The sequence below is a fragment of the Bacillus sp. 3103sda1 genome (genome assembly GCF_024159135.1).
GTDB classification, from domain to species: domain Bacteria; phylum Bacillota; class Bacilli; order Bacillales; family Bacillaceae_G; genus Bacillus_A; species Bacillus_A rhizoplanae.
The window spans coordinates 1,285,478-1,307,963 of record NZ_JAMYWS010000001.1; the positions used below are offsets into that span (position 1 = coordinate 1,285,478).

A 22,486-nucleotide genomic window follows, 5' to 3' on the forward strand; every position below is an offset into this window, starting at 1 on the left:
TGGAGGGGGAAGTAAGCTATGTCTATGAAAACTAGTGATAAAAAATTTAATGATCGTGTTGGCGAAAATCTTCAAGATTCATTTATGCGCGGAGCAGTATCGTCTGCACAAACGCGTCTATACACAAAACGTTTAGAGGCAGCTGATGAATTAGGAAACTGGGAAGAGTGGCGTGACCTTGGTGAACAAATTCGTCAGCATACGCTAGAAAATTTAGATTATTATTTAATGCAGCTGAGTGAAAATGTATCAAAACGAGGCGGCCATGTTTTCTTTGCGAAAACGAAGGAAGAAGCAGCTGAGTATATTAAACAAGTAGCTGAAAAGAAACAAGCGAAAAAAGTAGTTAAATCAAAATCAATGGTAACAGAAGAAATCGGTATGAACCATGTACTTCAAGAAATCGGCTGTGAGGTCGTTGAGAGTGACTTAGGGGAATACATTTTACAAGTAGACAATGATCCACCATCTCACATTGTTGCACCAGCACTTCATAAAAATAGAACGCAAATTCAAGGTGTGTTTAAAGAAAAATTAGGATATGAAAACTCTGATGATCCATATGAAATGACGAAATTCGTTCGTAAAATTCTTCGTGAAAAATTTATGGATGCAGAAATTGGCGTAACAGGATGTAACTTTGCAGTTGCTAACACAGGTTCTCTTTGTTTAGTAACAAATGAAGGTAACGCAGACCTTGTGATGTCTATCCCGAAAACGCAAATTGCAGTAATGGGTATGGAACGTATGGTTCCAACAATGGAAGAGCTTGATGTTCTTGTTGGTTTACTTTGCCGTAGTGCTGTTGGTCAAAAGCTAACAAGTTATGTAACAGTAGCAGGACCAATTCAAGAAGACGAAGTAGATGGACCTGAAGAGTTCCATTTAGTTGTTGTAGATAATGGTCGTTCTGAAATTTTAGGTTCTGAATTTCGTCAAGTGCTGCAATGTATTCGCTGTGCGGCGTGTGTGAATGTATGTCCTGTATATCGTCATGTTGGTGGTCACTCTTACGGATCAATTTATTCAGGTCCAATTGGTGCGGTATTAACACCGCTTTTAGGTGGATATGATGATTATAAAGAACTTCCATATGCGTCTAGTTTATGCGGAGCATGTACAGAAGCTTGTCCGGTAAAAATTCCATTACATGACTTGTTATTAAAACATCGTCAAGTAATTGTGGAAAAAGAAGGACGTGCACCGCTTGCAGAAAAGCTTGCGATGAAGATGTTTAGTATGGGTGCTTCTTCTGCTGCTTTATACAAAATGGGATCTAAAATGGCGCCGGCTGCAATGAGCCCATTCACATCTGGAAACCGCGTTTCTAAAGGTGTGGGACCGCTTAAAAATTGGACGGAGATTCGCGAATTCCCAGCTCCAAGCAAAGAAAGATTCCGTGATTGGTATAAAGAGCATAAGAAAGGCGGGAATAACTAATGGCAGGAACGATTCAAAATCGTGATTCATTTTTAGAGAATGTCGCAAAACAACTTGGACGTGAGCGTAAAACAGAAGGTGTACAGCGCCCTAAATGGAAAAATAATGTGAATTTAGAGACGTTAAACGATTACTCACAAGGAGAACTATTAGAAGTATTTAAGAAACAATGTAACAACATTCATACGACTGTCATTGAAACGAATAGAGATGAATTAAGTGCAGCGATCAAGAAAGTTATCACAGAAAATGGCGGCGGGCCAATTATGTTATCTCAAGATGATCGTTTTGAAGAGTATGGATTACAACAACTGTTTGGAGCGGAACTTCCAGGCGAAAACGTAGAAGTGAATACTTGGGATCCCGAGAAGAAAGATGAAAACATGAAGCTAGCGGAAAAAGCAAATATCGGAATTTCGTTTAGTGATTATACGTTAGCGGAATCTGGTACAATTGTAGTGCAAAGTCATAAAGGAAGAGGACGTTCACTACACTTCTTACCAACTATTTACGTAGCTATTATTCCACGTGAAACATTAGTACCGCGTATTACACAAGCGGTACATGATTTAAATACACGTGTAGAAAATGGAGAAGCACCAGCTTCTTGTATTAACTTTATTACAGGACCAAGTAACTCTGCTGACATTGAAATGAACCTTGTCGTTGGTGTACATGGACCATTAAAAGCATTTTATTTTGTTGTATAAATGGAAAAACAGGCCTAGTAAAGGTCTGTTTTTTTATAGATAAAGATAAGTTTTTGAAAATACAACATGTTCAACTTTTTTGCTATATTAGGTGCGAAAGGAGATGGCGAAATGCTATTTTATGTATATGCTTTTTTCGCTGGCTTGATACTAGGTTCTTTTTATCAAGTCATTGCCTATCGTATTCCACTCGGTTATTCCATTATAAAACCGCGCTCACACTGTTCGCATTGTCATTATGTATTACAAGTAAAAGAGTTGATTCCTATTGTATCATTTTGTATACAAAAAGGACGGTGCACACATTGTGATATAAAAATCTCACCTTTTCATCCGCTATTTGAGGGTATTGCAGGTATATCGTTTTTCTTTACAGCGTTTTTTATCGGTCCTAGTGAGCAGCTTATTATTGTTTGGACTCTATTATCACTTCTTTTCATTGTTACCATCACAGATCTTCTCTATATGGTAATTCCAAATCGTATTTTATTCTTTTTTGCAGGGCTATTTGTAATAGAGCGTTTTTTTATACCGCTTTCCCCATGGTGGGATGGATTACTGGGAGCAGCGGTTATGTTTGTGTTCTTATATATTATTCAAGTAATTCATCCAGCAGGTATTGGCGGTGGAGATGTCAAATTGTTCATTTTACTTGGATTTGTAGTTGGAACAAAAGCAATACTACTGTCACTTTGTTTCTCTTCATTATTTGGTCTTTGCTTTCTTACTATTTCTGTTATTATTCGGCGCATGACTTATAAAGAACCGCTTCCTTTTGCACCATTTATTGCGCTTGGAACAGTATGTTCATATAGTATGTGTATGTAGAGGAGGGATTAGATGAACGTATATATGGATGATCAAAGGCCGTGTCCAGCTGGCTTTATGCTAGCTACCACAGTCGAGCAGGCGCTGGATTTTGTTCGGAATAATAGGGTACATACGTTATCGCTCGATTATAATATGGGATTGCGGCAAAAAAACGGATTGTATTTCATAGATATATTTTGTAAGGAAGGCTTACATGTAGAGAAAATTCATTTACATACGAATGATACGATTGGACAACATTATATGTTAAATCGAATACAAAAAGGAAAAGAATCAGGAGAAATTTCTGCGTCTATTATAATAAAATGCGTCGGGAGTTATTAAAAAATATGCATTCCAAGTTGATTGGAATGCATATTTTTGATGTTCATCAGTAATACCCCTACCTCAAAATTCAGCGAAAGTAAAGAAGGTAGTAGGGGATAACTGCTGGTATGTGCTTGAGTAGTTCAGCTAATAATCAGTGGAGAATGAAGACCCTCCACTGATTAAAATTTTATTTTACATGTACTTGTAATGGAATAATTTCTTCAGTTTGTGTGGAAATTATTCCATCTTCTGTAGATTCTGGGTTACTTTTTGTTATAGTCAAATAATGATACACCATGCCGACAAACACCGATCCGCCAATAATATTCCCAATTGTAACTGGAATTAAGTTATGAATTGCACCCGCAAAAGAAATTGTATCAGGGTGTGGTGATACTAAAGCAATTGTAAATAGTGATAGATTTGCGATGCTATGTTCATATCCAGATAAGAAAAATGTAAAGACAATAAGCATTATCGTAAGTATTTTTGCTGTATCTCCCTTTACTTGAGAAGGAAGGAAACATGCAAGACAAACGAGCCAGTTACATAAAATACCTTTAAAAAATAGATGCATTGTTGATGCGCCCATCTTTCCTCCGACAACTTCATTTAATAAGTGATTGTGACTAATCGTTTCAAAAATACCAGTCGCATAGAAGAGTGCTGCAAAAAATATTGCCCCTACTAAGTTACCTGCATAACAAGCACCCCAGTTACGTAATGTATCACCAATCGTTGTCTCTTTTCGCAAAGTTGCAACTGTGAAATACATTGTATTTCCTGTAAATAATTCAGCACCGCCATAAAGAATTAAAATGAGTGCGATTCCAAAAAACATAGAAGATGCTAAATAAGTTGCGGGTGAATGTGCATCATGAAAGAAATTCCCTAATTTAAAACATAGTACAATAACAAAACCAATATAGATACCAGCAAGTGCAGCACGAAGAAAATATTGCATTGGATTGTTATCTAGCATTTGTTTTTTCTTCTTTGCAAGCTGCACAAGGTAAGCTACTCCTTGTTCTAGCATAAGTCATTACGCTCCTTTAATCCATCGTTTATAAATACTCTTGATATGAATAAAGTACACGTATTTGTTCATACTTTCAATAAGTTTGTGCAATATTTCACAAAAAGGACATGATTTTAATGAAAACGTTAACATTTATGTTATATAATATAGTGTGTTTTCAATGATTAAGAAAGTTCGGTCATTTTCAAAGAAAAAGGAAAAAGCGCTGAAATTACAGCGCTTTTTCGTTATATTTTTTCGAATCTTGTTGTACATTTGGCGTTGTTTCTTTTGATAAGAACCAGCCACATGCACCAATTCCAAGCAATACAGTCCAAAATATAATTTTCCAAGTAGCTGATTCTGGGAATTCATGTGGAATCACACCTAATGCAGGGTGAGCCAACGTATGAACTGCTAATTTCACACCAACCCAACCTACAATCGTGAATGCAGCAGTTTCCAACCCAGGTTTACGTTTCAGTAAGTTTACGAAAGCAGATGCGGCAAAGCGCATAATGATTAATCCAATCATACCACCTGTGAAAATAACGAAAAACTGTGCTGTATCGAGGCTACCGATCGTACCAAGATTTGTTTTCGGTAATGTCACAGCTAATGCAACAGCCGCTAAAATAGAGTCAATAGCAAACGCAATATCAGCAACCTCTACTTTAAATACAGTCCACCAAAAGTTTTCTTGTTTTTTCTCTGTCTCTTTTTTCTCTGTTTCTTCGTGCGCTGCATTCTTTTTTACATAAGTTTTTACAAGATGGTTACCAGCAATAAACATTAAATAGATGGCACCAATCGCTTGTACTTGCCATACATCGACAAGAAATGAAATTATAAACAGCGATCCAAAGCGAAATACAAAGGCTCCTGCAAGCCCATAAAATAAGGCTTTTTTACGTCTTTCTTCAGGTAAATGTTTTACCATAATAGCAAGGACGAGTGCGTTATCTGCTGCTAAAATTCCCTCCAAAACAACTAAAATAAGTAATACCCAACCATACTCCAATAATAAAGATAGATCCATTTACATTCTCCTCTCGTTTGTATATGTGCTAAACAAAAGAAGAAAATTCCCCATTGTTTAGCTTCCCCAAAATAAGCTCTACCAATGGCAGAGAAATTTCAAAAAGAACACAAAAAAGACCTCTGCCGTTAATAGGCAAAGGTCTTGCTAGACATATGTAATAAAATATGCCAACAAAGCCGGAGGAACATAGTTCCACGTAATGACGACTTTGTTTCAGAGAATATTTTCTCTGACGCTACTCCCCTTTGGAAATATGCTGTTATGTATAATATATAAGAACTGTTAATGTTTGTCAACCAGTTAAAAAATTTTTGCTCAGATATTTAACGTTTATGCGGGATTGGTTCAACTAACCATCAGGGGGGATGAAAAAACCCCCACTGATGGAAGTTGAACTTTACATACTTTCTACAGGCAAAAGAAAAGAGGCAGAGAATATCTGCCTCAAATCCATTATTTATTTGATTAATTATCCGCGTAATTGTTGTTGTGCAAGTGAAACGAGACGTTTTGTTACTTCACCGCCAACAGATCCGTTAGAGCGAGAAGCTGTGTTAGAGCCTAAATTCACGCCAAATTCTTGAGCAATTTCATACTTAAATTGTTCTAGTGCTTGTTCAGCGCCAGGGACAAGTAGTTTATTTGTTTTCGCCATGTTAGATATACCCCTTTTTCTATTTTCAGCTTATGATAGCTGATAATGTTATTGTATGTGTTCTGTTTTCACTCATACGCGGAAGTAATCGGTCATACTAACAGTTCTTGGATGAAATGAAAAAGAGTAGCAGCGCTACTCTTTTTTCAGGACAGTTGCTGTACCTTCAACAACAACTTTATCGTATTGATTATATACATTTGTTTGTAACGTAATAATTCTTTTGTCATCGCGTTTTTCAATTACTTCAGCCACAACACGTAACGTATCCCCAATTTTTACAGGAGCACGGAATGCCATATTTTGAGATAAATAAATGGTATTTTTCCCTGGAAGCTTTGTTCCGAGTATTGTTGAAATAAAGCTAGATACGAGCATACCGTGAGCAATACGTTCTTTAAACATCGTTGTTTTTGCAAAAGAATCAAGCAAATGAATTGGATTTACGTCACCGGTAAGTTTTGCAAAAGTAACAATATCTTCGTCTGTAATCGTTTTTGTTAAAGAAGCTTGATCACCAATGTGAATCTCATCATAATAAAGCTCATGGACAGATTCTGCTTCTTGAAAAAGATTCATTTCTTCCTCCTTCTTTTCCATGTTGAAAAATGTGAGCCATCCCGATGTAAGGGGAGAAAGAAAGAGACGAGTATTTTTTGCAGTAAGTTGCCACATTTTTCTTATTTCATGGAAGTGAATAGATTGTTTGAGTTTTCCTCGAACTTTTTTACGAGGTCTAGTTGCATGGATTTGAATTCTTCTAAAAAACTCTCCATTTGTTTTTGAACCTCTTGACGTTGTTGTTGTTGTTGGCTAATCAGTTGTTTCACTGCTTCTTCGAATTGTCCGCTTGTTTGTGAAAGTAAAGACAAAGATGCTTTTGTTGGAGAAACAGTAAGTTGGTGCATATGACTAGAAAGTTCATTCCATTTTTCTTGCCATCCGTCAATTTGTTCATTAAAGGAGTTACCAGCAAATTGCTTTACATATTCAGTATATTGCGTGTTTGCTTGTGCTGAAAATTGCTGGATTTCTTTTTCGATTTCTTCTGTACTTTCTGTTAATTTATGCAAAGCTTCCTGCTGATGTTTCAATGTTTCTAATGTAAGTTGTTCCATTTGTTTTCCCGCTGAAGAAAAAAGGGAAAGAGAGTGTGACCAGTTTTTCCAGAATGCATCAACAAGTTCGTGTGGTTTCGTTTCCATGACTTGACCCCCAAATAAATTTTTTACATATTGTGAACGCAGATTAATCTGCTATGTCACCAAAAGACGATGAAGATTTCTCATCCTTTGTTGGAACATTGGAAAATGGAAAGAATGCACTTGTGTACAGGTTAAAAAACGTACGAAGCATTTTTTGATATTGCTCAAATGACGTAGCGCAAGATGTTAAATATTCCTCTCCATATTCCGTTAAAGAATAAATTCGTTTTGCTGGACCTCCTTCACTTGTATCCCAAGTAGAAGATATGAGGTTTTCTTTTTCTAGTTTGCGTAAAGTCCTATATACATTACCTTGATCAATAGAAGAAAAGCCAATATCCATTAGCATCTGAATGAGTTTGTAACCGTGAAGACTCCAGTCTTTAAGACAGAGAAGTAAGAATGGAACTAAGAAGTTTTTTGGCATGGAGTTTGGTTGTTTCGTTTGGGTTGTGTCCAAACTTTCTTTTTTTTCTGGTTCATTTTGTAGCATGATTGTGCATCACCTCATGAATCAGTTAGATGGAATTTTTTTCTTATATGTGCAATTTACACCTATCTGTATTTTTTGTCAATGTATTTTTGGAAAATAAAAAATAAATACACACTTGAACTTTTAGTCGGAATATTAGAAAATAATGAATAGATTGAATTGTTCCAATAACTAAATAAAGGAGTGTAGGAGAAGTGATTGAACAAAAACTCGATCCACTACAAGCTTGGAAAGAAGTTTACGAACAGACAGAAAAGTTTTGGGGAAAAACGCTTAATGAAACAGTCAAGACAGAAGAGTATTCTGCATGGATGGGAAGCGTTCTAGATTTGAACTTGTTTTATCAAAAGATGATGAATGATGCAACAAAGGGATATTTAGAGAAAGTGAATATCCCAACGCAAGAAGATATTGCCAGAGTTGCTTCTCTTGTTATTAATTTAGAAAACAAAGTTGACAATATCGAAGAGTTTTTGGAAGAAAAGGTAGAGTCTCTTGGACAATCTCCTACAATAAAGCGTGATGTCACAAAAGTGAAACAAGATATTCGTACATTAGAAAATAAATTAGATAAAATTTTTGAACTGCTTGAAAAACAAAACGAAGTATTAGCAAAGTTACAAGTACCAGCAGTACTAGCAGCACCAGCGGTACAAGCTAAAAACGATAATAAAAAATAATTTCGTTAAATATATATTCGTTCTGAAAGAGGCGGGGAGCACCTCTTTCTAGGGCGGTATATCATTTATAAATGTATGTATGCATTGCGGTGTTCATCTAGGCAAAGCTCATCCATCATGTGGCCGCGAATTATAACAAAGGGGGAGCAAAAATGGCTCAATTACATGGAAAAGTAGCAATCGTAACAGGTGGAGCAAAGGGGATTGGAAAAGCAATTACAGTAGCACTAGCAGCAGAAGGTGCAAAAGTAGTGATTAATTACAATAGCAGTAAAGATGCTGCTGAGAACCTTGTGAATGAGCTAGCGAAAGAAGGACATGATGTATATGCTTGTCAAGCGGATGTTTCTAAATTAGAGGATGCAAAGCGTCTTGTAGAAGAAACAGTACAGCATTTTGGAAAAGTAGATATTTTAGTTAACAATGCTGGTATTACGAGAGATCGTACATTTAAAAAGTTAAACCGTGAAGATTGGGATCGCGTTATCGATGTGAATTTAAGCAGCGTATTCAATACAACAAGTGCTGCACTTCCATACATAACAGAAGCTGAAGAAGGACGAATTATTAGTATTTCTTCTATTATTGGACAAGCTGGTGGATTTGGGCAGACGAACTATTCAGCTGCAAAAGCTGGTATGATTGGGTTTACAAAATCTTTAGCGTTAGAGTATGCAAGAACGAATGTAACAGTAAATGCAATTTGCCCAGGGTTTATCGATACGGAAATGGTAGCAGAAGTTCCGGAAAACGTTCGTGAGCAAATCGTAGCGAAAATTCCGAAGAAACGTTTCGGTCAAGCAGATGAAATTGCAAAAGGTGTTGTATATTTATGCCGTGATGGTGCGTACATTACAGGACAGCAATTAAATATTAACGGCGGTTTATATATGTAATCTAACAACAAAGAAGTGCATGTCTATGATAGGTATGCACTTCTTTCTTTCTAAAAGAAATGAAAATAAAGGAGTTGTGAAAATGACAACATTAAGAACGGAATGGGAAAAACAATTAGAGTTATATCCAGAGGAATATCAAAAAGCATATAAACGCTTTAGACGAGCAAGTGAGGTGTTACTTCGTGAACCAGAGCCGCAAGTAGGCTTAACACCGAAAGAGGTTATTTGGACGAAAAACAAAACGAAGTTATATCGTTACATTCCAAAACAAGAAAAAACACATTCTGTTCCTATTTTGTTAATTTATGCTCTTATTAATAAGCCGTATATTATGGATTTAACGCCAGGGAATAGTTTAGTGGAATACTTAGTAGACCGTGGCTTTGATGTGTATATGCTAGATTGGGGAACATTTGGTTTAGAAGATAGTCATTTGAAATTTGATGATTTTGTTCTTGATTACATTGCAAAAGCTGTGAAAAAAGTATTGCGTACAGCAAATGCGGAAGAAATTTCTCTTCTTGGTTATTGCATGGGTGGAACCTTAACTTCTATTTATGCTGCGCTTCATCCGCATATGCCAATTCGTAATTTAATTTTCATGACGAGCCCATTTGACTTTTCTGATACAGGTTTATATGGACCATTATTAGATGAAAAATATTTTAATTTAGATAAAGCAGTTGATACATTTGGAAATATCCCTCCAGAAATGATTGACTTTGGAAATAAAATGTTGAAACCACTTTCGAATTTTGTAGGTCCGTACGTAGCGCTCCTTGATCGCTCAGAAAACGAACGGTTTGTAGAAAGTTGGAGATTAGTTCAAAAATGGGTTGCGGATGGAATTCCGTTTCCAGGAGAAGCATATCGTCAATGGATTCGTGAGTTCTACCAAAAGAATAAGTTAGTAAAAGGGGAACTTATCATTCGCGGCCAACAAGTGAAATTAGAAAATATTAAAGCAAATGTATTGAATATCTCTGCTCAACGTGATCATATTGCACTTCCATGTCAAGTGGAAGCATTGTTAGATCATATTTCTAGTGTAGATAAACAATATGTGTGTATTCCGACAGGGCATATGTCAATTGTATATGGAGGAACGGCAGTGAAACAAACATATCCGACAATTGGTAATTGGCTTGAAGAGCGTTCAAAGTAAAACGAAACTTCTATTAGTGGGTGATTTTTCCCACTAATAGTTAGTTGAGTACGGGTGATTTTGCATTGAGAGAAGTGGAAAATACCACTTCTAAAGCATGATAGTATAATCCAGCTAGTGAAAACTAGCTGGATTTTTTTATGGGAAATAACGAAAAATAATGGGATAAAGAAAGATAAATTTATTTTAGGAGAGATTTGATGGAACTGCTACTTGGAAAATTGTTTTGGGATGAAGGGATTTCTATACCTTGTTATGAAAAGTTGGAAAATGATATGATATGTGATGTGCTTATTATTGGAAGTGGTCAAGCGGGTGCTCAACTTGCATATATGTTATCGGCAATTGGACTACAAGTGGCAGTTGTAGATAAAGGGAAAGTTGCAAGCGGAAGTACGCTTGCGAATACAGGGTTGTTACAATACACTCAAGATAAATCATTAACTTCGTTTGTGCATACATTTGGTGAAGAAAAAGGGGTTCGAGCATATCGATTATGTTATGATGCGCTCGATACTATGGAGCAAGTGGTAACAAAACTCGATATAGATCCTGAATTTATTCGTAGAGGAAGCTTATATTATGCAAGTAATAAAGATGATGTTTCATTTCTAAGAAAAGAATATGAGACCTTAAGATATTATGATTTTCCTGTTGAGTTTTTTACAGAAGAAGATATAGCGAAACGTTATTCATTTACAAAACCAGCTGCTTTGTACACAAGAGGAGATGCGGAAGTGAATCCGTATGTGTTAGCACATGCTCTTATTCATAAAGCAAAAGAGAATGGAACGGCTATTTTTGAAGATACAGAGATTATTCATATTAAATCTGTTCATAAAGATACAATCTGTTATACTAAAAATGGAAAGAAAATTATATCTAAAGCTGTTATTATAGCTACAGGATACGAAACGCAACAGATAAAAAAAGAAGCAAATGCAACTTTGGCGACTTCTTATGCAATTGTCACAAACGAACAACCAAATTTTGAGGGATGGTACGAGCAATCGTTAATTTGGGAAACTGCGCGTCCGTATTTATATTGCCGCACGTATAAGAATCGAATTATAATCGGTGGCCTAGATGAACCGAGTATGTTACAAAAATATGGTGACACACATCTACTACATAAAAGAAATCTTCTTGTTCAGATAACATCAAAATTATTCCCACAGTTGAAACACGTACAAGCAGAATATTATTGGGCAGCAATATTTGGCGGAACACATGATGGAATGCCCATTCTGAAAGAGGACGAATCGATTGCAAACCTCTATTATGCATTAAGTTATGGCGGGAATGGCACCGTCTATAGTATGGTATTTGCAAAAATATTTCAGGAATTATTTGCACATGGCAGTAGTTCGGATTTCGAAATATTTCGTCGTAAAAAAGTTAAAGAAGTGATGGAATGAAAGGTATTAGGAAATGGTTACAACATTTAAGACCGGTACAGCTCATCGTTTTATTTTATGGTCTTGCTGTTATTGTGTCTGTTATATTATTAAGCATGCCATTTGTTATAAAACCAGGAGTCGAGTGGACATTTATTGATGCTTTATTTACATCTGTTAGTGCAGTAAGTGTAACAGGTTTATCTGTTGTATCGATTCCAGATACATTTACTACAGCAGGTATTGTTATTTTAGCGCTTGTTTTACAATTAGGTGGACTGGGCATTATGGCGCTTGGTACGTTTGTTTGGATGATTACAGGAAAGAAAATAGGTTTACAGCAGCGACGTTTAATTATGGCAGATCAAAATCAAAGAAATTTAGCGGGACTTGTTCATTTAATGCGCTCTATTTTAATATTAATCATTTCAATTGAAGTAATTGGTGCACTGTTATTAGGAACAAGATTTTTACGTTACTTCCCTAATTGGAAGGAAGCATATTTTCATGGCTTTTTTGCAGCTGTTAGTGCTACAACGAATGGCGGATTTGATTTGACGGGACAATCGCTTGTACCGTACCAAAACGATTATATCGTACAAATTATTCATATGCTTCTTATTATTTTAGGGGCAATTGGTTTTCCAGTATTGATTGAAGTGAGACAATATATAGGTAAAAAGAAACATGAATTATTTCGGTTTTCATTATTTACAAAACTCACAACGACAACGTTCTTTACTTTAGTGGTTGTTGGAACAATCGTTATTTTTTTGTTAGAGTGGAATCATTTTTTACGTGGGAAATCATGGCATGAAATGTTGTTTTATACATTGTTTCAATCTGTTACAACAAGAAGTGGTGGCTTAGCAACGATGGATATTCAAGAATTTTCGCCCCCAACACTGTTCTTTATGAGTATATTAATGTTTATTGGCGCTTCTCCAAGCTCTGTCGGTGGTGGTATTCGTACAACAACTTTTGCAGTTTGTATCCTCGTATTGTATACCTTTGCAAAAGGTGGTAGAAGTGTACGGGTATTTGGGAGACAATTACACGAAGAAGATATTATAAAAGCATTTGTTGTTGCATTGATGGGTGCTTTGCTATGTGCCGCAGCACTATTTGTGTTATGTATAACGGAACCATTTCCATTAATGGATCTGTTTGTAGAAGTATGTTCAGCATTTGGAACAGTTGGTTTATCGACCGGAATTACAGCAGAACTCACAACAGTTGGAAAACTCGTATTAATTGTGCTCATGTTTATCGGGCGAATTGGTATTTTAACGTTCATATTTGTAATTGGGGGAAAAGAGAGACCACTTCGATATAAGTATCCAAAAGAACGGATTATTGTTGGATAAAAAAAGCGATTGTATTTTATAAAATACAATCGCTTTTCTATATTAATCGTTAATACCAAACTGCGGATGCATAAAAGTTTCTTCTGAATCCGTATTGTTTTTTTGCAGTAAGTCTTGATTTTCTTCAGCAATCCAGCCGATATCATTTGTTGGATGTATCCATTGGTCTCCGGCCATCATAGCAGGATCAATATTATCACTCCAATTGTTCAGGGGGCTATTTTCTGAATTATACTGGCTGTCACCAATAATTACGCCATACTCATTGGTGAATGGTGGTTGCATCGTGATGCCAGTTCCTTTAAAAGAAGGAAAATTCATTTGATGCGGAATTGTTTCGTCAAGAATAGGAGAGTCGATTGGTTGATTTCTCTTCACATTTACCGCTCCTTGTTTATAAAAGTAGAAAGGCATATGTACCTCCCTATTTTATAGCATTTCCTCACATTGCGTATTCGCAACTTGTTAACAGTTACCATCTATAGAGTGGAGTTTCAATGTCCATATTAGTACTGTAAGCATTGGTTTTATATAAAGGATTGAGGAGTGTTTCGTATGGTAAAACGAAAGGTAAGTCGTAACGCAGCTGCAAAGAACAATCAAACTCCAAAAGAAAGCTTGCCGGATGCGGAATTTGCAGTAGAGTACGAAAATGAAGATGTTGCAAAATATGCAAATCGTAACTCAAAAAAAGGAAAGAAAAACTGAGGCGTTTTTTATAAACGTCTCTTTTTTTGTGGGACTTTTTATAGATTTTTTTAATTGTTTGTAAATTTATTGTTATGTCGTAGGCGAAAAAGAGGGAGAAAACGTAGAAGTACCAACGTATTACACAAAAACCCACATTAAACAAAAGATTAATCTTTGTTTAATGTGGGTTTTACATTTTACGTTTATATTGAAATTATACATATGAAAACAAAGGAGAGGACAAAGCATGAAGGGGAATTTTAATAATAGGGATGGAAGTTTCACTTTATAGGATGCAGTCCAAAGAAAGAAGAAGCAGTGGCAATAAAGTGAAACTTCCATTAGTGGTGTCCTGATGGAAAGCTCTCACCAATCGGGCGCATGTCAGCAGTTATCCTCCACCTATCTTCTTTGCTTCTCTCTGCATCTTGAGGTGCCCGCGAATAGCGGGATAAAAGCGAAAGATGAAAAATAGAGCTTATTACGAACCGAGAAGTAGAAAAATGTTGCAACTCTAGAAGCGGTATTCCAAAATCTAAAAATCATTTTTGATGAAAAAACGAAGAATTTATATGCATGAGGAAGTAGTAGTGATAGAAGAGAAATATGACTTTGTATAACTGGAGGTGAAGTCATGTCTGTTGTTGGAGAAGAGCGTAAGCGGATTATTATTGAGAAAGTAGAGTTAAAAGGAAAAGTAAAGGTATCAGAGCTTGCAAAAGAATTTTCGGTATCAACAGAGACAATTCGTAGGTATTTAGGAGACCTGGATCGCGAGAAGAAATTGAAGAAAGTATATGGGGGAGCAGTCGGATTGTCAGGGACTAAAGTGGACCCTCCAATGCTAGAAAGAGAAATGTTATGTTTAGAAGAAAAAAAACGTATCGGCTATAAAGCAGCAACTTTTGTAGAAGATGGTGATGTCATTGTTATTGATGATGGTAGTACGCCACTTCAAATGGTACCATATCTCATTTACCGAAAAAATTTGACTGTTATTACAAGCTCGTTTCCTGTTGCAATGCAATTAATTTCTTTTATTAATAAGAAAATGATTGATGGTCAAGTGATGTTTATTGGTGGAAAAGTGGCTCCAAAGCACTGCCGGGTATCAGGTTCTATTTCTCAGCAACTCATTCAGCAATTTCACTTTGACAAAGCATTCATTTCAATTGATGGACTTTTACCTAATTTCGGAGTTTCGAGCTTTGAATTGGAGAAAGCGAAGTTATCAGAATCTATGGTTCGACAGGCAGAAGAAACATTTATTTTATGTGATCATACGAAGCTTGGTATAAAAGGAAATTATCGCATTTCTGGATTTTCAGATATACATCATGTTATTTGTGATAAAAGCATGCCACATAGCTTTGAAGAAGAAGTAAAAAAAGCGGGGATTCGCTGGACTATTAGTTAGAATAACAGAGGCTTTTGGTATGAATGAAAGCCTCTGTTAATTGTAATATCATGTCATCTTTATTAATCAGCTTATATTTGCTGCAAATAATTCACATTGTGTTGTTTTTGGATCGTAGTAGGCAACAAGGATGGACGGTTTGGAAATTATTTCACCATGCTTCATGTAATGGTGGTAGTCAAATGGTATATGCTCTACAATTGTGTGTTTATACAAGTCCTTTTCTACCAATTGAAGATCAGCAAATGCGTCTCCTAGTATGTTAGGCCGTTCCATAATCATTTTATAGTAGGAATCTACCTCCTCTTTTTTCCTTTGTTCCGCTATCCATGATTTACGAGGACGATATTTATGATTTTGTAAATAATCAATTGTCAATAAGGCCTTAATCATATGAAGGTGTGCAGTTTTTCTTGATTGTAAAAATTGATACAGACGTTGGAATAAATCTTCTAGTTGGTGTCCAATTCGGCTCCATCCTTGTGTATCCCAATAAGTTCCAAACTCTTGGAAGAAATCAAAAGGTGTATCAAATGTATGAGATATGACGTATGACACGGTATTATCTATACGATGAGCATTCCAATATTTTTCTAATACATCTTCAACTTGTTTAATTTGAATAATATCATCAAAGGATAGTACATTATTTCCGAGCATTTCATATGGTGCCTGATCCATGTATATATATTGATGATCATTTGCTCGAATTCGAAGGCCCGTACCACGCAGCAGTTTTAAAAAGCCAAGTTGTAATTCCTCTGGTCCTAAAGCAAAGACATCATTAAATGTTTTTCTGAAGGATTGATAGTCTTCTTCAGGCAATCCGGCAATCAAGTCTAAATGCTGTGCGATTTTTTGTCCATCACGAACCATTGTAACTGTTCTCGTCAATTTTTCGAAGTTTTGACGTCTTTTTACGAGGTCGTTTGTTTGGTCGTTTGTAGATTGTACACCAATTTCAAACCGGAACAAACCAGCAGGGGCATGTGTATTTAAAAATTCAATGACTTCAGGCCTCATAATATCGGCTGTAATTTCAAATTGAAATACGGTTCCAGGTACATGTTCATCAATTAAAAATTGAAACATCTCCATAGCATAGCTGCGGCTAATGTTAAAAGTACGATCGACGAATTTAATAATACGTGCACCATTCTTCATTAAGTAGCGAATATCCTCTTTAATACGTTCGCGATCAAAGTAACGAACGCCAACTTCAATAGAAGATAAACAAAATTGACAACTAAACGGACAACCGCGACTTGTCTCAATATAGGTAATACGTTTACTTAAATGTGGAATATCTTCCGGGAAACGATAAGGGGATGGTAATTCTTTTAAGTTTAGTTTCTCACGTTGCGGTTTTATTACATGGGTACCATCAGCTTTTATAAATCCGATACCGTCAAGATTTTCAAATTGCTGTGCACCTTGTATTTCAAATAGAAGATTTTTTACAGCAATTTCTCCTTCACCAATAATAATAAAATCGATTTTAGGAACACGTTTTAGCCAATATGTCACATCATATGTAACTTCTGGACCACCGATAAAAATGATAAGGTTTGGATTAATCTTCTTAAGCATTTGAATGACTTCAATTGTTTCTTCGATGTTCCAAATATAACAGCTAAATCCTATTACATCGGGTTTGCGCCTATGTAAATCAGTAACAATATTCATGACAGGATCGTTAATCGTATATTCAGCCATTTCTAAATCAAATTCAGGCTGGGCATATGCTTTAATATAACGAATTGCTAGATTTGTGTGAATGTACTTTGCGTTTAATGTACTAATAACAACGTTCATATTTTTTCCCTCAACTTTAACGTATTTCCGAAATTCATCCCCATCTTCGAACGCGTGACGGGCAATAGCCTAGCGATAAGATGGGGATGAATTTCGGTTAGGCACAGCCTAAAGCAAGTCATGGCAAATACACGCGTGTTTTGCCCATCCAAATAAGGATGTAGTTTCCCTTCGCCAATGTTTGTAGGTGTTGGCAACTTCTTATACAAGAAGGCATGTGGTTGACCGTTTCTTCCCAATCAGAACTGTTACAGAGCCACCATAGAGCCAAGAACTAGGGAATCATTCTTGGGTATGCAATCTACGAACGGAGTCCACATAGGACTAAGGCTAGACAACCAGAGCTTTTTGCAAACCCCCACATCAAAACACGTTAGCGTTTCAGTGGTGGGTAGTTGACTTTAGAATTACATTGTTGAGTATAGTATAGGCATATATATGGAAAAAAACAACATTCGCAAGATGTTGTTTTTGCATAAAAAAAGGACACATTTTCCCTAGATTGTCATATAATTTACCAACAGAAAAAAAGTTGGTTAGGGGAAAGAAGGGGAAGAGGTGAGTAAAAGAATGCGTAAGAAGATAATTATATATGCACATATATTACAAAAACTACGCATTATTAATGAACAAGAGAAGAATACAATGTTGCAAATTATAATGAACAAAAGAGCCTTATAAAGGGCTCTTTTTATTTGGATAAAGTTTATGGAACATGGCAAAAGCGTATTGACAAAAAGGGTTTCTCATGTGATAATTCAATTAAATTTTGCGAATTATCAAAAAATATTGCCTTTTACATAGAAACAGAAGATAACAATACGGGGGTGACAATATGTTATTATTTTTAAAGAAATGGAAAGAACTACGGGATATTAAGATGGAATTAGCTCTTCGTGATTGGTTTTATGGGACAAAAATTAGCTTATCAATGCGTACGTCTAAAGATCCGCTTACGTTTTTAGTTAATATAGAAGGAAAAGATAAAGGACTATTTGTCGAGGATGATTTTATTGTAGTCAATAGTACGTGTGAACCAGTATTTGCGATCGATGAGAAACCAGCTTCTGAATCATTTATGCACGCAGATATTTATAAGAAAAGTCAGGCAGAATGCATTTTACAAGTACAAACAGTTGATAGCCATTTAATGTCTGAGTTATATGGAAAAGAAGGAGAAGTAACATTTGAACAAAGAAATGTAGAACGTGTTTTTGGTAAGGAAGGTATTACAGGTATTACAATTCCAATTGTAGAAAATGAAAGTAAATTTGCGAATTTGCTAGAAGAGAGTGTACCTTGCTTTACCGAGGGTGGCGGAGCCGTGCTTGTTCATAATTACGGATTAATTGTATGGGGAACAACGCCAGAAGAAACGAAAAAATGGTTAGAAGGATTAGAGTATTTAATGAATTATCATGTGAAGCTGTTAATGATTAAAGGAACAAAAAGCTCAGTTATTTAATTGAAAGTCCTCTTTAGGTAGAAATGCCTAAAGAGTGATGGGATAAGGTACAAAGTAACTTTAAAAATGAAAGCGTTTTTATAAATGAAGTTTTACTCATAAAATACGGCTCTCCTTATTATATATAGATTACATGTCGTCATGTGGGGAGGAACGTATTTTGCGAGTTAAATATCATTTTCTTCCGAAGCAACAAGTTGTGACTTGCCCTGAGAGTGAAGATGCGGAGCGGGCGTTAGAGATAATGGATTGTAGCGGATATAGAGCGATTCCTGTTTTAACAGAAGATAGTAAGACTTTCAAGGGTATTGTTTATAAAGTAGATATGCTAGAGAATAAATGTAGGAAGAAAGAGGGAAGAAAAGAAAATGTTTCTGAGCTAATGGAAAATGAGCAAGCATTTATTTTTGAACGTGATTCTTTCTTTCGAGCTTTTTATACAATTCGTAGACTGCCATTTCTAGCTGTACTAAATGATTACCATGAGTTTGTTGGTATTTTAACACATTCTAATATTTTTGATGTGATTGAAGATTCATTTGGAATGAATACAGGTGGGTATATATTAACGTTAGCGACGCATGAATCTAAAGGAATCATTAAAGAGCTTGGCACATTATTAAAGTCTTATAATATCGGTGGTTTATTTACGTTAGATAATGGTGATCAATATATAAGGCGTGTTATTGTTAATCTTACAGAGGATTTGAATGAAAAAGAGCTAGAAACATTAGTGGCGAGATTAGAGAAAAAAGGTTTTCGAGTTAGTCATGTAGACCGTATTTAGAAATAGAGAGAGGCAGAAGCCTCTCTCTATTTTTGTGAAGAAACAGGTGGTGCTGGTGATACAAGATCAGATAAGAAGATGAAATCAGCCTTTTCTTGGATTTTCGGAATATAAGACCGGATGACGGAAGAGGTAATTTCACCTGGTGGTCCAACATGACCAATAGCTATCATAACAGGTTCTTTTTCCACTTTTTTTAATAGAGAATTTGCTTGTTTTGTTACGTGAGCAGAAGTATATACATCATCAAAAAATAGTTTGTTTTCTACAGTAGGTACACCAATTTCTTCAGCAATTTTTTTTACAACGCTGTTCGGACTTGTCTTACTATCTAAATAAAAGAGACCATGTTCTTTACAAACTGATAGTATAATACGCATGACCCTTTCATCAGCAGTTGCTTTTGACCCCATATGATTATTCATTCCAATTGCAAATGGAACTTCTTCAATTGCTTGTTTGACACGACTTCTAATTTCATCATCACTTAAGTCTGTTGTAATAGCTTTTGGACCAAGCCACTCTTTTTTTCCTTTTACAGGCTCCATTGGCATATGGATAATAATTTCGTGTCCTTTTTGATGAGCTGACGTTGCATCTTGTTTTGTAGATGGAAGAAATGGCATAACTGCAACAGTTAACGGGATGGGAAGAGCTAACATTTTTTCTGTTCCCTTCATATTATTTCCAAAGTCATCAATGACAATCGCTACTTTATTTGTATGAGCGTAGGTCGGTACAGAAAAAGTTATGATTGGCAGTAGTGCCGTAAGTAAAAAGATAACAACATATTTTCGCATGTAAGATTCTCCCTTCCTAATAATACAAAACACCCATCAATAGACGAGAGATTGTCCATTTTCGGTTTAAATGAATAGAATGAAACTACCATTAGTAGATGGTAGACCCATCTATATTCTTTAATTCCTCATAATCTTGAGATGGGGTGATTGTTTGTTAATGCGAGATAAAATGATAATCTACTGTTATCGTTTGCGTTTTGAAGTAATTTAATCGCACAAAATGTCGAAAATATAATTGTGAAAAAAAGGAAAAACTATAATTAAGAGAGATTTTAGCTAAAATAAAACAAAAAAAATGTCTATTATTGCGAATGTATTTACAAAGATAGAATAATTTGTAATAATTCTCAAGGTGAGGATAAAGATTTGTAAATTACAGGGATAAAATGTTTAATTTTCTGAATGTTCGTGTTTGCTAGGTGAAGAAACAGAAAATTCCATTTTTAATAAGAAAGGAATACAGATTACGGAAGAATATCGAGGGGGATACGTATGTTTGTAGCAAAACGGAAATCTACAATGGACAAGCTTTTGTACGATATTAATGTGAAGAGAGAAGAAATGATTCATTTAGGGCTTACAAATGGACTTAATAGCATAGAGACAATTCAAGTAAGTCAGGAATTGGACATGCTTATTATGAAATATCAACGTTACAAAGAGAGTAAAGTATCGAAGTGGCTTTTAATGTTAAAAACGCCATTTTTAAAAACGTCATATAATGTGAAATCGAATGTGTTTTGGAGAATGTTTATTACATCATTTATGAAATAATCATCCCCGTATAAAAAAAGGGATGATTACGGTGAATGGAGCGGGAGTATAATGCACACAGTTGTTCCTGTATGTTCTTTACTTTTAATCGTAATTTGACCATTATACATTTCAACGATTCTTTTACATACGACAAGTCCTAGTCCTGTTCCTGTATCTTTGTTTGTAAAAAATGGATGGAAAATATGTTTTTGGATGTGTTCTGGAATTCCTTTCCCTGTGTCTATAATACGTAATTGAGCTATATTTCCATTTGCTTCGGCTGTAATTGACAATGTATCACCTAATGACATTGCCTCAAAAGCATTTTTTGTAATATTTAAAATAACTTGTTTGATATGATCATTTGAGCAACGAATAAGAATTGGATGTTCTGGCATATGTATGGAAATTTGAACATTATGTAAATTTGCCTCAGATTGAATAATTAACGAAACTTCTTTTACAATGTCTCTTAAATCGTATGTTTTTTCAATAATAGCAGTTGGTTTGCCAAGGATAAGGAATTCACTGGAAATTTCATTAATCCTCTCAATTTCTTGTTCAATAACCGAGAAATAAAATTGGTCTTGTTCATTTGTATGTTTTTCTTTTAAAAGAGCAACAAGTCCTTTAATGCCTGTAAGAGGATTGCGGATTTCGTGAGCTGTACTTGCAGCAAAAGAGCCAACTAATTCCAGTTTTTGTACTTCATTTTGTTTTCTTTCCAATTTTGTTTGTCTTTTCAGAAGCATATACTTTATCACTAAAAATAAAATATTCATAAGAAATAATGTTATTAAAAATTCCGTAAAGACGTTCCGATATAGAACGGTTTGTTGAATAGGTAACGGATAAATAGTAACGCTCCACGGTAATCTTGTTAATGGAACAGTAATTTTTTTTGTGTTTTTTTGAGCAAATTTGTGATCATCATCTTGTAAAAATGAAATTCCCTGCTTATCAAGCACTTCAAAATGGTATTTTGGTTTGATTGCATTTAAAGATGCTGCAATATAGTCAAATCGTAAACTTGCTACGAGGAGTCCAGAAACATCTTTGTTCTTATCGAGAACAGGAGTAGAAATCACAATGACTTGATGCCCAGAAACACGATCAGTAAGTGCAGATGAAACCGTTGTCTGTTTATTTTTCAAAGCTTCTTGTGCATAAGAACGATCGGCGATATCAATATTTGTTTTTAAACTGGATGACGCAACTGTAATTTTAAAATCTGTATTCGCATAATACAGACCAGAAAAGCGAGGGTCTCTTTCATCTGCATTCTGTAGGACTTGTTGTATTTGATTATTATCGTTCGCTGTTGCGCTAATAACCATGGCAAGCATTTCTAATGCAGATGTTGCTTCTCCTAGATAACGATCTAAATAGTCTCTATATAAAAATACGACTGTATGAGCTGCCTGTTCATTTTCGCGCTGCATTGTATATTTGTGGTATGAAAAAAAGAGAGCGCTAATACAAAGAGTTGGCAATATAACAAACAAAATATATAAAAATGTGTTGCGTAAATTTACGTTCAAA

The 22,486-nt window shown here is 35.4% G+C and carries 24 protein-coding genes and 1 riboswitch; of the genes, 14 read left to right on the forward strand and 10 right to left on the reverse strand.

What is annotated here, in order from left to right:
* Nucleotides 1-18: 18 nt before the first annotated feature.
* The 4 genes from NKR74_RS06435 (at nt 19) to NKR74_RS06450 (ending at nt 3,305) form a co-directional block, all read left to right on the forward strand.
* Entirely contained in the window at nt 19-1,440 is a 1,422-nt protein-coding gene (locus tag NKR74_RS06435; protein ID WP_098310913.1) for a LutB/LldF family L-lactate oxidation iron-sulfur protein, read from the forward strand.
* Nucleotides 1,440-2,150, forward strand: a complete 711-nt coding sequence (locus tag NKR74_RS06440; protein WP_253629029.1) for a LutC/YkgG family protein — start codon at nt 1,440-1,442, stop codon at nt 2,148-2,150. Before NKR74_RS06435 ends, NKR74_RS06440 begins: the two co-directional genes overlap by 1 nt.
* 111 nt (nt 2,151-2,261) lie before the next feature.
* Nucleotides 2,262-2,978, forward strand: coding sequence for a prepilin peptidase (locus tag NKR74_RS06445; RefSeq protein ID WP_253629030.1), 717 nt, complete (start codon nt 2,262-2,264; stop codon nt 2,976-2,978).
* 12 nt (nt 2,979-2,990) lie between these two features.
* Nucleotides 2,991-3,305 carry a cyclic-phosphate processing receiver domain-containing protein gene (locus NKR74_RS06450; protein ID WP_098310910.1) on the forward strand — a complete coding sequence of 105 codons (315 nt, stop codon included), beginning with the start codon at nt 2,991-2,993 and terminating at the stop codon, nt 3,303-3,305.
* Nucleotides 3,306-3,477: 172 nt separating this feature from the next.
* On the opposite strand, the gene NKR74_RS06455 is transcribed toward NKR74_RS06450, so the two are convergent.
* From NKR74_RS06455 to phaQ, 6 genes are all read right to left on the reverse strand, one after another.
* Nucleotides 3,478-4,326, reverse strand: coding sequence for a formate/nitrite transporter family protein (locus NKR74_RS06455; RefSeq protein WP_098310909.1), 849 nt, complete (start codon nt 4,324-4,326; stop codon nt 3,478-3,480).
* Nucleotides 4,327-4,540: 214 nt separating this feature from the next.
* Nucleotides 4,541-5,347, reverse strand: a complete 807-nt coding sequence (locus NKR74_RS06460; protein ID WP_253629031.1) for a TerC family protein — start codon at nt 5,345-5,347, stop codon at nt 4,541-4,543.
* 86 nt (nt 5,348-5,433) lie between these two features.
* Nucleotides 5,434-5,606: riboswitch (yybP-ykoY riboswitch) on the reverse strand.
* A gap of 213 nt (nt 5,607-5,819) precedes the next feature.
* On the reverse strand, nt 5,820-6,005 hold the full coding sequence (locus tag NKR74_RS06465; protein ID WP_020061915.1) for an alpha/beta-type small acid-soluble spore protein: 186 nt from the start codon (nt 6,003-6,005) through the stop codon (nt 5,820-5,822).
* Nucleotides 6,006-6,140: 135 nt separating this feature from the next.
* Nucleotides 6,141-6,584: a MaoC family dehydratase gene (locus tag NKR74_RS06470; RefSeq protein ID WP_098310907.1), complete on the reverse strand. Its 444-nt coding sequence runs from the start codon at nt 6,582-6,584 to the stop codon at nt 6,141-6,143.
* 101 nt (nt 6,585-6,685) lie between these two features.
* Nucleotides 6,686-7,210 (reverse strand): polyhydroxyalkanoic acid inclusion protein PhaP, encoded by a 525-nt coding sequence (gene phaP / locus NKR74_RS06475; protein ID WP_253629032.1) that lies wholly within the window; start codon nt 7,208-7,210, stop codon nt 6,686-6,688.
* A 43-nt stretch (nt 7,211-7,253) separates the two neighbouring features.
* Entirely contained in the window at nt 7,254-7,703 is a 450-nt protein-coding gene (gene phaQ / locus NKR74_RS06480; RefSeq protein WP_098310905.1) for a poly-beta-hydroxybutyrate-responsive repressor, read from the reverse strand.
* A 194-nt stretch (nt 7,704-7,897) separates the two neighbouring features.
* Between phaQ and phaR the strand changes: the two genes are divergently transcribed.
* The 5 genes from phaR to NKR74_RS06505 all read left to right on the forward strand — a co-directional run bounded on the left by phaR (nt 7,898) and on the right by NKR74_RS06505 (nt 13,211).
* Nucleotides 7,898-8,383 (forward strand): polyhydroxyalkanoic acid synthase subunit PhaR, encoded by a 486-nt coding sequence (phaR, locus tag NKR74_RS06485; RefSeq protein WP_098310904.1) that lies wholly within the window; start codon nt 7,898-7,900, stop codon nt 8,381-8,383.
* Nucleotides 8,384-8,535: 152 nt separating this feature from the next.
* A complete protein-coding gene (gene phbB, locus NKR74_RS06490) occupies nt 8,536-9,279 on the forward strand; it encodes an acetoacetyl-CoA reductase (protein WP_098310903.1) in 744 nt (247 codons plus the stop codon).
* Nucleotides 9,280-9,361: 82 nt separating this feature from the next.
* Nucleotides 9,362-10,447 (forward strand): class III poly(R)-hydroxyalkanoic acid synthase subunit PhaC, encoded by a 1,086-nt coding sequence (gene phaC, locus NKR74_RS06495; RefSeq protein WP_098310902.1) that lies wholly within the window; start codon nt 9,362-9,364, stop codon nt 10,445-10,447.
* 200 nt (nt 10,448-10,647) lie between these two features.
* A complete protein-coding gene (locus tag NKR74_RS06500) occupies nt 10,648-11,865 on the forward strand; it encodes an NAD(P)/FAD-dependent oxidoreductase (RefSeq protein WP_098310901.1) in 1,218 nt (405 codons plus the stop codon).
* A complete protein-coding gene (locus tag NKR74_RS06505) occupies nt 11,862-13,211 on the forward strand; it encodes a TrkH family potassium uptake protein (protein WP_098310900.1) in 1,350 nt (449 codons plus the stop codon). The genes NKR74_RS06500 and NKR74_RS06505 overlap by 4 nt, the downstream gene beginning before the upstream one ends.
* A gap of 42 nt (nt 13,212-13,253) precedes the next feature.
* Here NKR74_RS06505 and NKR74_RS06510 read toward each other — a convergent pair whose 3' ends face one another.
* Nucleotides 13,254-13,625, reverse strand: a complete 372-nt coding sequence (locus tag NKR74_RS06510) for a DUF3905 domain-containing protein (protein WP_301287664.1) — start codon at nt 13,623-13,625, stop codon at nt 13,254-13,256.
* A 141-nt stretch (nt 13,626-13,766) separates the two neighbouring features.
* Here NKR74_RS06510 and NKR74_RS06515 point away from each other — a divergent pair, with 141 nt between their 5' ends.
* Nucleotides 13,767-13,919, forward strand: coding sequence for a hypothetical protein (locus NKR74_RS06515; RefSeq protein WP_176524721.1), 153 nt, complete (start codon nt 13,767-13,769; stop codon nt 13,917-13,919).
* Nucleotides 13,920-14,535: 616 nt separating this feature from the next.
* Entirely contained in the window at nt 14,536-15,318 is a 783-nt protein-coding gene (locus NKR74_RS06520) for a DeoR/GlpR family DNA-binding transcription regulator (RefSeq protein WP_253629033.1), read from the forward strand.
* A gap of 66 nt (nt 15,319-15,384) precedes the next feature.
* Here the strand turns inward: NKR74_RS06520 and NKR74_RS06525 are convergent, their stop codons facing one another.
* Entirely contained in the window at nt 15,385-17,133 is a 1,749-nt protein-coding gene (locus NKR74_RS06525; protein WP_253629034.1) for a B12-binding domain-containing radical SAM protein, read from the reverse strand.
* An 835-nt stretch (nt 17,134-17,968) separates the two neighbouring features.
* On the opposite strand from NKR74_RS06525, the gene NKR74_RS06530 reads away from it, so the two are divergent.
* Together NKR74_RS06530 and cbpA are read left to right on the forward strand one after the other, a co-directional pair.
* Nucleotides 17,969-18,598: a class II aldolase/adducin family protein gene (locus tag NKR74_RS06530; protein WP_098309576.1), complete on the forward strand. Its 630-nt coding sequence runs from the start codon at nt 17,969-17,971 to the stop codon at nt 18,596-18,598.
* A gap of 160 nt (nt 18,599-18,758) precedes the next feature.
* Entirely contained in the window at nt 18,759-19,385 is a 627-nt protein-coding gene (gene cbpA, locus NKR74_RS06535; protein WP_253629035.1) for a cyclic di-AMP binding protein CbpA, read from the forward strand.
* A 26-nt stretch (nt 19,386-19,411) separates the two neighbouring features.
* Here cbpA and NKR74_RS06540 read toward each other — a convergent pair whose 3' ends face one another.
* Entirely contained in the window at nt 19,412-20,185 is a 774-nt protein-coding gene (locus NKR74_RS06540) for a divergent polysaccharide deacetylase family protein (RefSeq protein WP_253629036.1), read from the reverse strand.
* Nucleotides 20,186-20,680: 495 nt separating this feature from the next.
* Here NKR74_RS06540 and NKR74_RS06545 point away from each other — a divergent pair, with 495 nt between their 5' ends.
* Nucleotides 20,681-20,962: an aspartyl-phosphate phosphatase Spo0E family protein gene (locus NKR74_RS06545; protein WP_253629037.1), complete on the forward strand. Its 282-nt coding sequence runs from the start codon at nt 20,681-20,683 to the stop codon at nt 20,960-20,962.
* Nucleotides 20,963-20,988: 26 nt separating this feature from the next.
* Here NKR74_RS06545 and NKR74_RS06550 read toward each other — a convergent pair whose 3' ends face one another.
* On the reverse strand, nt 20,989-22,485 hold the full coding sequence (locus NKR74_RS06550; RefSeq protein WP_253629038.1) for an ATP-binding protein: 1,497 nt from the start codon (nt 22,483-22,485) through the stop codon (nt 20,989-20,991).
* Between the last annotated feature and the right edge of the window lies 1 nt (nt 22,486).